Genomic DNA, 15,903 nt, shown 5'->3' with positions numbered 1-15,903 from the left:
ATCGGGTTAGAAATAAAGAGGTCAAGAAGATGGGCAGTTTTTTCAAGAAGGTGGTTAGCATTGTTTTTGTTATGTTCCTTGGTGTGTTCAGTGGAAACTGTCAGTTAGAAAAATACCCTCAGGCTGAAATCACCAATGATATCCTTACGGCCCGACTTTTTCTGCCGGATGCCGAAATCGGGTACTATAAAGGGACAAGATTTGACTGGTCGGGCATAATTTCCAGTTTGGAATATAAGGGACATACGTATTTCGGACAATGGTTCGATGATGATGATCCCCCTCCCTTTGCGACGATTATGGGACCTGTGGAAGCGTATTCCCCATTCAATTATAATGAAGTGGATCCAGGAAGCGATTTTGTAAAGCTCGGCGTAGGTATAATTAAAAAACCTACTAATGAAGCATATAGTCCGTTTAAACAGTATACCATTGTTGATCCCGGCGAATGGAAATTAATTACAAAGAAGAATGAGGTCCGCTTGGTGCAGCGTATAAACAGTGGAACATATTCCTATGAGTATACCAAGATCGTTCAGCTGATACCGGGCCAACCGAAGATGGTGATCGAACATCGTTTAAAAAACACGGGCAGCAAGCGTATTAAAACCATAGGTTTCAACCACAATTTCTTTGTAATTGACAATCAGTCTATTGGTAAGGATTTTGAAATGACTTTTCCAGTTGATGTTTCCGGAACGGGAAGGGGGCTAGGGGATGCTTTTGAGCTACAAGGGAATAAATTGACTTTTTTAAGGGATTTAGAGGGAGACGAGTCCATCGCGTGCAAATATCTGGAGGGATTAACGAATGGTGTTGAAGATTTTGATATTAAAGTTGAAAATCTTCATACCGGTGCAGGAGTAAAACTCTCAGGGGACCGACCGCTATCCAGATTAAGACTTTGGGGTACGGCCAGAACCTTGTGTCCTGAACCGCATTTAGAGATAAAGGTTGAGCCAGGGGAGGAATTCAGGTGGAGTTATTTCTATGGGTTTTATGAAACGAATACGATGAGGCCATAAAAGGCTTGTTAATGATAAGGGAATTGGGAAATAAGAAGCTCCCCCAAGTAAAAGAATACTTAGTATCAATTTTTTTTAAAATGAAAAAACGGCTTACCATTTTGATTATCGGACTGTTATGTATTTCTACAGCCCTACATGCTACGGATATAAAGATCAATAGCGTAAGGGAGTTGGCCGAATATGCATCCAAAAGCGGCAATGTCATAACAATGGCGCCCGGGGTTTATCGGTTAACCGATTATTTGACCATCGATTCAATGTGGGGCCGTCATGAGCGAAACGAATTTTCGTATATCACCTTTAGTGGAAACAACAACGTGTTCCATTTGGAAGGGGTGGAAATTGAAGTGGATACCAAATTGCGTACCGCCTTGAAACCTCCCATCCATAGTGATGAATTCTTGATAACCGGTAGCGATAATACCTTCAACGGACTCACATTACGATGTAAGGGCGAAGGAACTTCACCAGGGGGAACGGTACTTCAGGTGGCAGGAAAAGGGAATACCCTTAATGACATTACCTTGTATGTTTCAGGTTCATTTCCTTACGGTTATGGCGATTTATTCGGTAAAGGGAAAGCGAAGGAAACCGTCATTCGCCATAAAAAGCACAGTGGTCTCTTGGTCACTGGGAGCGATACCAAACTCTACAGGTGCAAATTGTACAATCGTTCTTTTGGACATTGTTTTTTTGTGCAACGAAATGCGGAGAATGTGTATTTCGAGGATTGCTACGCAGAGGGTGTCGTACGTTCAACCGACGATATTCTTGCAGAAACATCGGGCCCTGCATACGATGTGAACTTCCGAACATGGACAAAGAACCGTGAAGGTAAGTATGTGGTTACGCCCGGCTATATGAAATCATTATGCGAGGACGGTTTCCGTACTTATGGACCGATCAAAAACATTCATTTTAAGAATTGTACGGCAAAAAATACCCGGGCTGGTTTCGAATTACGGACAAACACTGGGGTACGCCTTGAAAATTGTACGACTATCGGTACCGAAAGGGCTTATTGGGTGGGCGATGACGCCGTTTTGAAAAATTGCAAGGGCGATGCCAATTATGGCCCGTTGTTGTTTGTGGAAGGAAGTAATGTTGATGTGGAATTAATTGTCGATTCCGCGGAATCAGACCGATTGGTGCATGCCTTGGTCACTGTTCAAGGAACAAATAACGAGGTGGTATTGAAATCTGCCCAAGGCAAAAGAAGGAAAAAAGAACTGCCCATATTAATTGGGTATACACACCCTATGCATGGTGAGTCCATGTCACCTTTTGACGAAGGGGAAACCATTGGGTTACAATTAAGGAATGAAACCGGAATGCCCATAAAAATTGGTCCTAAGGCCAGTAATTGTGAAATCATTACCGATGGTAAGGTTATCGGGAATGAGGGCAAGCAAATAAAAATAAAACAAATATAGAGAGCGATTTTAGGCCATATAAAAGGACTGGATATTGCCGAGGGACTGTTAGGATCATCGTTAAAGCTGATGATGACAGAAAGCACATAAGAAAATGGAGCGTAAAAGGTTTATAAGTTTATTAGGGTATGGTGCTTTGGGAATGGGAATGGCACCTGCCGCATATGCAGGAATCAATTCCAAGAAAAGTGATTATGAAACCTGTAAATCGGTTTGGGGCGACTTATGCGGCGCTATAGGTACGGTCTATAAGACAGATGCCTTTGAATATGTGCATCCGGTAAGGAAAACACCCAATGTACTATTATATGGAGACTCAATTTCAATAGGCTATACGCCAGCCGTAAGGAAAAGTTTGGAAGAAAAAGCCACTGTATTCCGTTTGTACAAGAATGGTGGGTCCAGTCAACAATTCATACCGAATATGGATAAAATGAACGCCACCATGTTTCAACCTTACTTACGTAAAGGATGGAATTTTAAATGGGACTTGATTCATTTCAATGTAGGGCTACATGACCTAAAATATCTTAGTGGGAAGCACTTGGATAAAAATGGTGAACAAGTGTCATCCATTGGAGTTTATAAAGAAAATCTTGATAAGATCTGTAAGTACCTGAAATCGAACTATCCGGAAGCAAAATTGGTTTTTGCAACTACAACACCGGTCCCTGAAAATGCAAAAGGGAGATATAGTGGCGATAGCATAAAATTCAATACGGCCGCTAGGGAAGTATTGGAGCAATATCCGGAAATTGAGATAAACGACCTTTATGCGTTTACCCTGCCACAGCGTAAAGCTTGGGCCCAAGAACCCGGGAACGTCCATTACAATGAATTGGGATCCACCGAGCAAGGAAAGGAAGTGGCCCGTATAATCGCTGAAAATTTATGATCGATTTACAAAAATTAAATATTTTTCTATAATGATGCTAATACCAATCCGTATGTTAAAATTACGTTCAATCACAATTGCCATTGTTTTCTGTGGGGCTTTGTTTTGTCTCTGTTCTTGTTCTTCTAAGCCCGAAAAAACCAATAGCAAACCCAATATCGTTATTATATATACCGATGACCAAGGGTATGGCGACGTCGGGGCACTCAACCCCGATGCCAAATTCAAGACCCCGAACATGGATAGGATTGCCAATGAGGGTGTTGTTTTTACTGACGGACATAGTAGTGATGCCGTATGTACGCCTTCGAGATATTCGTTGTTGACGGGAAGGTATAGTTGGAGAACAAGTCTTAAAAAAGGGGTCTTAAGAGCCGATGGCCCTTGCTTGATAGAAAAAGACCGAATGACCATTGCCTCCTTACTCAAAGAAAATGGGTACAATACGGCCATGGTAGGTAAATGGCATTTACAAATGGAGTTTGAAGGAAAAGTCGGCAAGAACCGGGATTGGTCAAAACCGTTTACAGACGGACCCATTGAAAAGGGGTTCGACTACTTCTTCGGGATAGCGGCATCCATGAACTATGGGATCCTTACTTATTTGGAAAATGACCAAGTGATCGATCCACCGGTATTATATACCAAAAAGAAAATGGATGTAACACCCCGTACGTACCGGATGACCCCTCCTTACCAAGAAGAACATCAGAGAGGATATGTTGAGGTAGCCCCTTCCTTCAACGATGAATATGTACTCGAAACCCTTGCGGATAAGGCGGTGGAATACATCAATAGATCAGCGGATGATGCCAAGAACGGAAAGCCTTTTTTCCTTTATTTTCCTATGACCAGTCCCCATTTGCCGCATTGTACCCATCCCGATTTCCAAGGGCGAAGCAATTGTGGTAACTATGGCGATTTCATGGAGGAAACTGATTATCGGGTGGGTCAGGTACTCGATGCCTTAAAGGAAAATGGTATTGAAGACAATACACTGGTCATTTTCTCTTCCGATAATGGGGCGGAAACGAATTATGTGTATCAAAGGGATACCTTTCAACATTACAGTGCATTGAATTTCAAAGGGGGCAAACGGGATATTTATGAAGGTGGCCATCATGTACCCTTTTTAATGCGGTGGCCGGAAAAATTCACTGCGGGACAAAAAATTGGCCATCCCGTTTGCCAAAGCGATTATTTGGCTACCATAGCCGATATTATCGGAGCCGACATCCCTGAGAATGCCGGGGAGGACAGTTATAGTTTATACCCTTTATTGAATAACGAAGGTCCCGACGACTATGATGAAAGCAGACCCGTTATCCATCATTCTTTTACCGGTCATTTTTCGATCAGGGAAGGGGATTGGAAATTGAACCTGCTCAGAGGTTCCGGGGGTTCATTGGAACCGGTTCTTCTAGAAGTGGAACCCGGTGAAGCGGTATATGAACTTTACAACATAGCCAAAGATCCGTCGGAAACGAAGAACCTATATTTTGAGCATCCCGAAATTGTAGCGCGACTAAAACAAAAGATCACCGAGGTCATAAAAAATGGAAGGTCGACCCCAGGCACGCCCCAAGATTATGTAAAGGGGAATTGGGAGCAGGTTACTTGGATGGATTTATAAATTGGATAATGGACAACGCAACATTTCCTAGGGGATGATTTTCAAGTAGCCTATAAACGGGCCATAATGGGTAGTGAGGCTTTGGGCCCATTATTCATGGCAATGAACCATTATTTATGATCAATGGGCAATTAGTTATCGATTTCAATATTGATTTTCACAATATTGCAGTTATTTCTTTGTCCTTCATATTTTGTGCCAAGGGGCGTAATGTATAATAATAAAATTAAAATAATGAGGCGATCATTTTATAAAATTGTAACTGTATTATTGGTCTTCTTGCCCCAAATTTCAAAAGCCGATGTTACCCTAAATGCCATTTTTTCTGACCATATGGTCATTCAAAGGGAAACTGAAGTCCCTATTTGGGGTTGGGCAGATGCAGGGGAACAAGTAGAGGTGGTAGGCAGTTGGGGAAACAAGGCAACCGTTGTAACCGGCAAGGACGGTAAATGGCGTGTGGATCTACAGACCCCGAAGGCCGGTGGACCCTATAAAATTACCATTTCAGGAAAAAACCGCATTGAAATCAACGATGTTTTATCAGGTGAGGTTTGGTTGTGCACGGGACAATCGAATATGGATTTTGAACTCTCCAAATTTGTAAACGATGCAAGGGAACCTCGATACCAACCTTTGGTGGAATACATAAGAAATGAAGTTGCTACCGCCAATGATGATCATATTAGGCATATCGAAGTTTTTCAGACCACCTCGTTATTTAAACAACAAACCAATTTTGAAGGACATTGGATCAGTGCAAACCCCGAACAAATAGGTAAAATAACGGCTACAGGTTATTTTTTCGCAAAAGAATTACGCAAGGCACTGGACGTGCCCATAGGATTGGTGGAATGTTCTTGGGGAGGCACCCGTATTCAACCATGGATTTCAGAAAAGGTGTATCTGGCCGATGAAAATCTAAAAGCGTACTACGAGGCCACTATGTCCGAATTAAAATCCGCCATTAAAAAGGCGGATGCCGATAATTTCAGGGATACCCTGTACGAAGTTAAACATGAAAAATGGATAGCCAAAGGCAGACCGGGGTCCAAACCCAATAGCAAGCATCCGTTGAATAATATGCAAAACCCTACAACGCTGTACAATGGCATGGTCAATCCCATAATTCCTTATAAGGTAAAAGGTGTTTTATGGTATCAAGGAGAGAGTAATTCACATTTTTTCGAGGAACGGTACGAAGCTTACTTTACCGCATTGATCAAAAGTTGGAGGGAAGCATGGGGCCAGGGCACCATTCCTTTTTACTGGATGCAATTGGCAGCGTATAAAGTGCCGGATAGACGCTCTGATTTAGGGTGGGCAATGGTAAACGATCATTTAAGGAGGACACTCAAATTGCCGAAAACGGGAATGGCGGTGCTGTATGATTTAGGGGAGGCAAAAGATGTACACCCGCATAATAAAATGGATGCAGGTAAACGATTGGCACTTTGGGCCTTAAAGAATGATTACGGCATGAATGTGCCTATCATAAGTGGGCCACTCTACAACTCTTATGAAGTAATAGGGGATAAAATTCAAATAGAATTCAAGGAAGTGGGTTCTGGTTTAATGGTCGGTAAGAAACAGCTGTTAAATGCTACTGTAGCTGTAGATAAGCCTTTAAAATGGTTTGAGGTCAAGGGTGTGGATGGTGTTTGGAAACCTGCAGAAGCCCATATAGTTTCCAAAAATAAGATTGAAGTATCCCATCCTGAGATTACAGATCCTACCCATGTCCGTTATGCATGGTCGTCTTATCCGGAGGGAGCGAATCTATACAATAAAGAAGGGCTTCCAGCGGCCGTTTTTACCACGGAATAATGTATCAAATGCTAAACCGATTATAAAAAATGGAAATAAGAAGAAATACAATGCGAATTGGAAAATATGGTGTCATACTATTGATGTTTTTTGCGTTTAATCCGGCATTTTCCCAAAAAGTGGAAATGGTATATACTACGGCTTCCGAACGATGGGTCAAGGCCAAAAAGTTTTTATCCAAAGAAACGGCTGCCAATGCGACCGACATTGTGGTGTATACCGATAGTCTACTACAGGAGATCGATGGTATAGGCGGAGCGTTCAATGAATTGGGGTGGGATGCTTTGGAGGCCTTGCCCAAAGCATCCTCAAAACAGGTCTTTAAGGATCTGTTTTCCGATGAGGGGTGTAATTTCTCTATGTGTAGAATCCCGTTGGGAGCTTCTGACTATGCCTTGAGTTATTATTCTAGCAATGATGTGCCGGAAGATTTTGAAATGCGCGATTTTAATATAGATAGAGACCGCTACATTTTAATTCCCTATTTAGAAGCCGCATTAGAAGTAAACCCAGAACTAAAAATTTGGGCATCACCATGGACACCTCCGGCATGGATGAAAGTGAATGACCATTATGCTATGAGAAGTGGCGAGTTTGGAAACGCTTTAGATGGGAATAAAATGAATCCAGAAGCCCAAATCTTGAACAACGCTACGGCATTTAAAATGCAAGAGCGCTATTTAAAGGCGTACGCACTATATTTTTCAAAATTTGTACAAGCTTATAAAAAAGAAGGTATAGAACTGTTTTCCATTCAACCCCAAAATGAAATTGCATATCAACCTAACTGGCCAAGTTGTACATGGAGACCAGAAGATATGGGATATTTTATAAGTGAATTTTTAGGACCACAATTCAAGGCAGATAATCTGGATGCAGAAATATGGTTGGGAACGGTTAATTCTGGTGACCCTAATTATGTAAGAACCGTTTTAAAATTTAAGGATGCAAGCAAATACATAAAAGGAATTGGTTTCCAATGGGGTGGGTCAAAGGCCATACCAACTATTCATAAAGAGTATCCTGGCATCAAATTGATGCAAACCGAAAATAAGTGTGGAGAGCATGAAAACGATTGGACTTCCTTAGAAAGTTCATGGAACACCCTTGTACACTTTTTAAATAATGGAGCGGGGTCCCATATGTATTGGAACATGGTTTTGGATGAAACGGGAAAAAGTGCATGGGGCTGGCCACAGAATTCCATGGTGGTTGTGGATAGGAATGCGAAAAAAGTCACCTATACCGATGAATTCTATTTATTCAAGCATGTATCGCATTTTGTGCAACCCGGCGACCATTACCTAAAATCCTCAGAAGGTAAAAACCATGCGGTGTTTAAATTGAAGGATGGGCGTATTGCCGTATTGGTCAATAATCCCAAAGATACCCAAGAGACGTTGAATATCATAATAAACGAAGCGCGTTTTGCCGTGAATGTCAACCCCAAGTCGATCAGCACACTTTTGATAACCGAATAAATCCATTGGAAATGAATTGTAAGATTAGAGAGAATATTTTGATCATGGCATTTGTCCTGTTCGCCGGACTGTTTGCCGTAGCACAGCAACCTATTGTTATCAATGCCAATGACAGTGGCGAAAAGTTTGATCATTATTGGAGCAAGATGGTTGGGGCAGGCCGTGCCAATGAGGGCTTAAGGGCCGGTTGGCTCGAACAATTGGAGCAGGTGCAGGAAAACTGTGGTTTTGAGTATGTTCGGTTTCACGGACTTTTCCACGATGACATGTTTCCCATAATTGAAGAAAGGGGAAAAACCGTTTACAATTGGCAGTATATAGACGATCTGTTCGATAGGATGTTGGATGTAAAGGTGAAACCCTTTGTTGAATTGGCTTTTTTTCCCACAAGTATGGCCGCCGAGAATTCCAAGACGGTTTTTTGGTGGAAGGCCAATATTACCCCAGCAGCCGATTCTTTTGGGAAATGGCACGATTTGGTCAAGGCGTTCACCCAACATTGTGTGGACCGCTATGGCATTGAAGAAGTGTTGACCTGGTATTTTGAAGTATGGAATGAACCCAACCTTTATCCGTTCTTTTGGGATGGCACCAAGTCGCAATATTTCGAATTGTATAAGCAATCGGCCTTGGCCGTTAAGTCGGTCGATGAACGGTTGAAAATCGGTGGTCCCTCTACGAGTAATTTTGTACCCGATACACGCTTTGATGGGGAAATAACCAATAATGACGTTTCGGATGCTGTTTTTAATGCAGAGGATGTCAATAGTCTAAAATGGCATGGAGTATGGATCGAGGACTTTCTAAAATACTGTAAGAAAGAGAAACTGCCCGTAGATTTTGTGAGTACCCATCCTTATCCTACCGATTATGCATTCAATCCGGAAACGGGAAAAGGGAAAGGACTCACACGTTACGTATATTCTTTAAAAGAAGATCTGCAATGGCTTAAAAATACCATTGCCAAAAGTGCCTATCCCGATGTAGAGATCCATCTTACCGAATGGAACACCAGCCCCAGTAGTAGGGATCATATGCACGATCGACTACCTTCTGCGGCATATATTGTTAGAAGTAACTTGGAATGTATCGGATTGACGAATTCCTTGTCCTTATGGACGTTTACCGATATTTTTGAGGAAAAAGGCGGGGCTGCCAGTATTTTCCATGGCGGATTCGGGATGATAAACTTTCAAGGCTTGGTAAAGCCTTCCTATCACGCATATCGTATGTTACATCAACTAGGGGATCAAAAGTTATACAACGATGATCACGTTTTTGTAAGTAAAAAGTCTTCTGATGATAAGATCGTGGCCTTGGCGTATAATTATCCGGTAGAATACGTCAATGCAGTCCCTTCCGGGACCAATAAAAGGGAAGAGGGTACTTCCAAAAAGCTTGAATTGTCATTTACAGACCTAGCCCCCGGTACTTTGTTCAAAATCGAAATCATGGATAAAGACCATGGTAACATCCATAATTTTTGGGAGGCCATGGGGAAACCGGAGCCACCTACGAGGGAACAGATCAAGGTGATGAAAGAATATGCGAATACCATGAAAACGGAATTCCTTTTTGCCGATGCGAAAGGGGAACTTGTAATTGAACATGAGATTGCCCCTTGGAGTTTGGTATTGATCGAGCAGGTCAATTAAACATCCAAGGAGACTCACTTTAGCCCATCCCTATGGTATGGGATGCCGAGAATAGTATGATGCGATAAAAAAGAAATATAATGAAGCCATTCAAGTTTATAGCGATGTTTACTTTTTTCTTTCTCTGTATAGGAATGAAAACGGGGAAGAAATCCATTTACCATAAAGATTGGATCGATTTTAATAAGAATGGAACCAAAGATGTTTATGAAGATTCCAAAGCACCTATAGAAGCCCGGGTAAAAAACTTGGTTTCCTTAATGAACGTCGATGAAAAAACCTGCCAGATGGCCACCCTATATGGTTATGCCAGGGTATTGGAAGATGAGTTGCCCACACCCGAATGGAAAAATAAGGTATGGAAAGACGGTATCGGTAATATTGACGAACATTTGAATACCATTTGGAACCAGGAAAAAACACATACGCAATATTCCTTCCCTTTCAGTACCCATGCCGAAGCCATTAATACGGTACAAAAGTGGTTTGTTGAAGAAACGCGTCTTGGTATACCGGTCGATTTTACCAATGAGGGGATCCATGGCCTATGCCATAAAAAAGCCACGCCGCTCCCTGCGCCAATCGGTATCGGGAGTACCTGGAACAAGGATTTGGTGTTTAAAGCCGGGCAGGTAGTAGGTCGGGAGGCCAAGGCTTTGGGGTATACCAACGTTTATGCCCCTATTTTGGATGTGGCCCGAGACCCACGTTGGGGCCGGGTACTCGAATGTTATGGGGAAGACCCATTCCATATTGCGGAAATGGGCAAGCAAATGACCTTAGGTATCCAATCGGAAGGGGTTGCTTCGACATTAAAGCATTTTGCAGTCTATAGTGTTCCCAAAGGGGCGCGTGACGGGGCAGCCCGTACCGATCCCCACGTAGCACCAAGGGAAATGCACCAAATGTATCTGTACCCTTTTAAAAGGGTTATTGAAGAAGCATCACCCTTGGGGGTTATGAGCAGTTATAATGATTATGATGGGGTGCCGGTTACGGCAAGTCATTATTTTTTAACGGAGTTGCTTCGGGAAAAATACGGATTTAAGGGATATGTCGTTTCGGATAGTGAAGCGGTGGAATATGTTTCCGACAAACACCGTGTGGCAGGGGATTATAAAGAAGCCGTTAGGCAGGTAGTCGAAGCAGGCTTGAATGTACGTACTACTTTTAGGACCCCCGAATCCTTTATAGAATCCTTAAGGGAGTTGATCAATGAAGGTAAAATATCGATGAAGACCATTGATCTTAGGGTTTCTGAAATATTACGGGTGAAATTTGAATTGGGGTTGTTCGATAGTCCTTTTGTTGAAAATACGAAAGCAGCCGATACAACGGTGCATACCCAAGACGATGGGGCTTTTGCCAAACAAATCAATAGGGAATCGCTCGTTCTTTTAAAAAATGAGGGAAATCTACTTCCGTTGGATAGCGATAAGATCAAGAATGTTTTGGTAACGGGTCCGTTGGCCAAAGAGGTGAATTTCATGTATAGCCGATACGGTCCTTCGGATAACCCGGCAGTAACGGTGTATGAGGGGATAAAAAATTATGGTGACGGAAGATTGAACGTTGTGTATGAAAAAGGTTGCGAGGTAGTAGATCCTGATTGGCCTGTAACCGAGATCATCCCGACTCCTTTGACAAAAGAAGAACAGGCAGGGATCGATGCTGCAGTGGAAAAAGCCCAAAAAGCCGATATTATCATCGCAGTGGTCGGTGAAGATGATAAAAGAGTGGGGGAGAGTATGTCACGCACAGGTTTAGGGCTTCCCGGCAGGCAACTTCAATTGGTCCAGGCCTTGTATGCAACGGGGAAACCTGTAGTACTCGTACTTATAAACGGGCAACCGTTAACGATCAACTGGGAAAATAAATACATACCGGCCATTCTTGAGGCATGGTTTCCCAGTGTCTCGGCAGGGGAGGTCATTGCCGAAACCTTGTTTGGGGATTATAATCCGGGAGGGAAGCTTACGACCACTTTCCCAAAGAGCGTGGGCCAGATTCCCTTGAACTTTCCTTTTAAACCCGGTTCCCAAGCAAGCCAACCCGAGGTTGGCCCCAACGGATTTGGCCGTACCAGGGTGCTGGGATCGTTATACCCCTTTGGATATGGACTAAGTTATACCACTTTTGAGTATAGTGACCTAACAATAGATCAAAAAACCAAGCATTCCGAAAGTGACATCCAGGTGTCGTTCAAAATCAAGAATACCGGAAAGCGGGAGGGAGATGAAGTAGTGCAGCTTTATGTAAAGGATGAGGTGAGCAGTGTTACGACGTATGAAAGTCAATTACGCGGATTCGAAAGGGTGCATCTGCTACCCAATGAAACTAAAACCGTGCATTTTACGTTGAAACCCGATGATTTGGAGTTACTAGACAAGCATATGAACTGGACCGTTGAACCTGGTTATTTTCAGGTATTAATAGGCAGTTCTTCGGAAAATATACACTTAAATGGAAAATTTGAAATAATCGATTGATAAACAAGGATATGAAAAATCAACTCCGGTTCGTAAGTTTGCTATTGATCTTTTTCAGCTTTTCATTTAACATTTCCCAGGCACAGGGCAGCACCTCTAAAGAGGATGGTTTTGTGGATTTATTCAATGGTGAGAACTGGGATGGGTGGAATCTTAAGTTGAGGAATGGCGATTCGGAAATGGCAAAAAAGGTGTATGCCATCGAAGATGGGGTTGTACATGTGTTCAAGGATTTTCCGGACAGTTTAAACCTGAATACGGGTGAAAATGGAACTCATGGGCTGTTTTTTACCAAAAAGAAATACAGTAAATACATACTTCGCTTCGAGTATAAATGGGGTAAAAAAATAGCGAACAACTTTGATCAATGGCAATACGATGCGGGATGTTATTACCATGTTTATGACGATAAGGTATGGCCAAAAGGCATTGAATACCAAATTCGCTATGACCACATCGCCAACAGGAACCATACAGGGGATTTTTGGGCTGCTGGGACCACTTTGGATTGGTATTCGGGAGATGGTAGAACCTTCCTGTTGCCCAGTGAGGGAGGTAAGAAATTTGAACAAAAGAAAAACGAACTTTATGGGGCGCCCAACTTAGATTACCATGCACTCAACGCTAAATGGAATGAATGCGAGATCATTGTCATGGGCAATAAATATGTGATTCATAAACTAAATGGTCAAATCGTAAACATGGCGACCGATCTTTCAGTAAGTGAAGGGGTAATAGGGTTTCAATCCGAAACTGCTGAGATTTATTACCGCAACATCAGGATCAAGGAGTTTAAAAGGGCAGTTCCCATGAAGAAGTTTTTGAGGGATTGAGAAGTTAAAAAAACATTTTATTGGTAATCTGGCTTTCAAGGGGGGGAGCAAAAGCTTTCAGCCTGCATATGAACCCTATATACTTCAAATGCATCATTGTTTATCATATTAGGGCTATGATTTATAGTGGCAACTATTTCTTTTTGCCAATTTGCGTATGCCATAGGTGACTATGTTTTTAATACTAAACCTCATTTCCAATGAAAGGAAAATCAGCATGTACCCGCGCAATTCCGATGTTGATGTTGACACTATTTGTCGGCCTTGTTTCATGTGCACAGGGCAAGTACATTGTTTTGAATGATACGGTCAAAGTAACCCCTACATTACTCTATGAAGAAGACTTTGATACGGGAATGGACAATTGGGTCGTTGAACAAATGGAGGGGGGCAAGGCTGAAATCAAGAACGGTAAATTGGAAATCAACGATGTTGCCGGTTGCACCATTTGGTTTAAAAAAGAATTGGAAGGATCTGTCCTAATTGAATACGACACCTATATAATCGATAACGGAGGACCAAATGACCGCGTTTCGGACATGAACTGTTTTTGGATGGCAAAAGATATGGAACATCCTGAAAACCTATTTGAAAAATCGGAGGAACGGGGCGGTAAATTCACAAATTATGATAGCCTTAGGCTGTATTATATGGGCGTGGGCGGTCACGACAATTCAAAAACCCGTTTTAGGCGGTATGTAGGTAACGGGGAGCGACCTTTACTACCGGAATATGACTTTACAAGACCTGATTTTTTATTGGCCCCCAATCAAGTTTACCATATCAAGATCATAGCACATAAGAACTTCATTAGATATTATAGGGATGATGTTCTAATGGTCGATTTTTATGATGCGAATCCTTATTTATCGGGATATTTCGGTTTAAGGACGGTCAATAACCATATGACCATAGACAATTTCAAAGTATATAAGTTAATCGAGGAAAATTAATATTAATAAATAATCTAAATACTATGTCCACGACATATCAAACACGTTATGCTTCCAGTCCGGAAGCGGTAAAAAAATATGATACCACGGCTTTAAGGGAAGAGTTTTTGATAGATGATCTAATGACCAAAGGAGTCATTACCTTTACGTATTCCCATTATGATCGTTATATCGCGGGATCGGCAGTTCCTGAAAAACCATTGAAGTTGGAGACCATCGACCCATTAAAGGCCGAATACTTCTTGGAACGTCGGGAAATGGGAATCATCAATGTAGGCGATAACGGAAGCGTGGAAATTGATGGGGAAACCTATCCGATGGGGCATAAAGATGCCTTGTACATAGGAATGGGCGCCAAGGAGGTCGTATTTAAGAGCGATGACCCTAAAAAGCCTGCCATGTTCTATTTGAATTCCGCACCCGCACATAGTAGTTTTCCAACGAAGAAAGTGAGCTTGGAAGAGGCAAATAAACTGGAGTTGGGGTCTTTGGAAACGGCGAACCACAGAACCGTCAACCAGATGATCATCGGGGGAATCGTAAAAACCTGTCAATTACAAATGGGAATGACGGAACTCAAAACCGGTAGTGTATGGAATACCATGCCGGCACATGTCCATGATCGTAGGATGGAAATTTATTTTTATATGGATATCCCTGAAGGACAATCCGTATGCCATTTTATGGGGCAACCCCAGGAAACACGACATATTTGGATGCAAAACAACCAAGCGGTCATTTCTCCGCCATGGTCTATCCACTGTGGTTCGGGAACATCCAACTATACCTTTATTTGGGGTATGGCCGGTGAAAACCTGGATTATGGGGATATGGATGTCGCAAAAATAACGGAATTAAGATAATATATAAAATACACAATAATGTCGATTAATTTATTTGATTTAACAGGGAAGGTAGCCTTGGTAACCGGGGCTGTACACGGTTTGGGAATGGCAATGGCCAAAGGTTTGGGCCATGCTGGCGCGAAAATCGTGGTCAATGATCTTAATTCCTTGGAAAAAGTGAACAGTGCTGTAGAGGAATATCGCTCTGAAGGGATTGAGGCCCATGGTTATATTTTTGATGTCACCGATGAAGCTGCCGTAATCGAAAACCTTAAGAAAATTGAAGCGGAAGTAGGACCGATCGATATCTTGGTCAATAATGCGGGCATCATCAAAAGGATCCCCATGGTCGATATGGAGGTTGCGGATTTTGAAGCAGTCATAAAGGTCGATCTGGTCAGTCCGTTTATCATGTCAAAGTATGTGGTAAAAGGAATGATCGAAAGAGGAGGCGGAAAGATCATCAATATCTGCTCTATGATGAGCGAATTGGGTCGGGATTCCGTCAGTGCCTATGCCGCTGCAAAGGGCGGACTCAAAATGTTGACGAAGAACATGGCGACCGAATGGGCCAAATTCAATGTTCAGACCAATGGAATCGGACCGGGATATTTTGCCACTTCACAGACGGCACCGATTCGTGTGGATGGGCATCCCTTCAATGATTTTATCATCAGTAGAACTCCTGCCGCAAGATGGGGGGAACCCGAAGACTTGGCAGGGGCTGCTATTTTCTTGGCCTCCAAGGCCAGTGATTTCGTTAATGGCCACGTCTTATATGTAGATGGCGGTATATTGGCCACTATTGGTAAACCATCAAATGAATAATAC

The 15,903-nt window shown here is 42.4% G+C and carries 12 protein-coding genes; all 12 read left to right on the top strand.

What is annotated here, in order from left to right:
* Positions 1 to 29: 29 nt before the first annotated feature.
* Complete coding sequence (locus PHU20_RS03790; RefSeq protein WP_274824009.1) at positions 30 to 1,025, top strand: hypothetical protein; 996 nt, start codon at positions 30 to 32, stop codon at positions 1,023 to 1,025.
* A gap of 80 nt (positions 1,026 to 1,105) precedes the next feature.
* Entirely contained in the window at positions 1,106 to 2,461 is a 1,356-nt protein-coding gene (locus PHU20_RS03785) for a glycoside hydrolase family protein (RefSeq protein WP_274824008.1), read from the top strand.
* A gap of 94 nt (positions 2,462 to 2,555) precedes the next feature.
* Positions 2,556 to 3,356 (top strand): SGNH/GDSL hydrolase family protein, encoded by an 801-nt coding sequence (locus PHU20_RS03780; protein ID WP_274824007.1) that lies wholly within the window; start codon positions 2,556 to 2,558, stop codon positions 3,354 to 3,356.
* Between the two features lie 31 nt (positions 3,357 to 3,387).
* Positions 3,388 to 4,989, top strand: coding sequence for a sulfatase family protein (locus PHU20_RS03775; RefSeq protein ID WP_274824006.1), 1,602 nt, complete (start codon positions 3,388 to 3,390; stop codon positions 4,987 to 4,989).
* A 234-nt stretch (positions 4,990 to 5,223) separates the two neighbouring features.
* Positions 5,224 to 6,816 (top strand): sialate O-acetylesterase, encoded by a 1,593-nt coding sequence (locus tag PHU20_RS03770; RefSeq protein ID WP_274824005.1) that lies wholly within the window; start codon positions 5,224 to 5,226, stop codon positions 6,814 to 6,816.
* Positions 6,817 to 6,845: 29 nt separating this feature from the next.
* Positions 6,846 to 8,297, top strand: coding sequence for a glycoside hydrolase family 30 protein (locus PHU20_RS03765; protein ID WP_274824004.1), 1,452 nt, complete (start codon positions 6,846 to 6,848; stop codon positions 8,295 to 8,297).
* A gap of 11 nt (positions 8,298 to 8,308) precedes the next feature.
* Positions 8,309 to 9,952 carry a GH39 family glycosyl hydrolase gene (locus PHU20_RS03760; RefSeq protein ID WP_274824003.1) on the top strand — a complete coding sequence of 548 codons (1,644 nt, stop codon included), beginning with the start codon at positions 8,309 to 8,311 and terminating at the stop codon, positions 9,950 to 9,952.
* Positions 9,953 to 10,032: 80 nt separating this feature from the next.
* Positions 10,033 to 12,441 (top strand): glycoside hydrolase family 3 N-terminal domain-containing protein, encoded by a 2,409-nt coding sequence (locus PHU20_RS03755; RefSeq protein ID WP_274824002.1) that lies wholly within the window; start codon positions 10,033 to 10,035, stop codon positions 12,439 to 12,441.
* An 11-nt stretch (positions 12,442 to 12,452) separates the two neighbouring features.
* On the top strand, positions 12,453 to 13,274 hold the full coding sequence (locus tag PHU20_RS03750) for a 3-keto-disaccharide hydrolase (RefSeq protein ID WP_274824001.1): 822 nt from the start codon (positions 12,453 to 12,455) through the stop codon (positions 13,272 to 13,274).
* 200 nt (positions 13,275 to 13,474) lie between these two features.
* Entirely contained in the window at positions 13,475 to 14,227 is a 753-nt protein-coding gene (locus tag PHU20_RS03745; protein ID WP_274824000.1) for a DUF6250 domain-containing protein, read from the top strand.
* A gap of 23 nt (positions 14,228 to 14,250) precedes the next feature.
* Complete coding sequence (kduI, locus tag PHU20_RS03740; protein ID WP_274823999.1) at positions 14,251 to 15,090, top strand: 5-dehydro-4-deoxy-D-glucuronate isomerase; 840 nt, start codon at positions 14,251 to 14,253, stop codon at positions 15,088 to 15,090.
* Between the two features lie 18 nt (positions 15,091 to 15,108).
* On the top strand, positions 15,109 to 15,900 hold the full coding sequence (locus tag PHU20_RS03735; RefSeq protein WP_274823998.1) for a gluconate 5-dehydrogenase: 792 nt from the start codon (positions 15,109 to 15,111) through the stop codon (positions 15,898 to 15,900).
* Positions 15,901 to 15,903 lie beyond the last annotated feature (3 nt).

The organism is Maribacter polysaccharolyticus (assembly GCF_028882255.1).
In the GTDB taxonomy this organism is placed as follows: Bacteria; Bacteroidota; Bacteroidia; order Flavobacteriales; family Flavobacteriaceae; genus Maribacter_A; species Maribacter_A polysaccharolyticus.
This window is presented reverse-complemented; position numbering and strand designations above follow the sequence as displayed.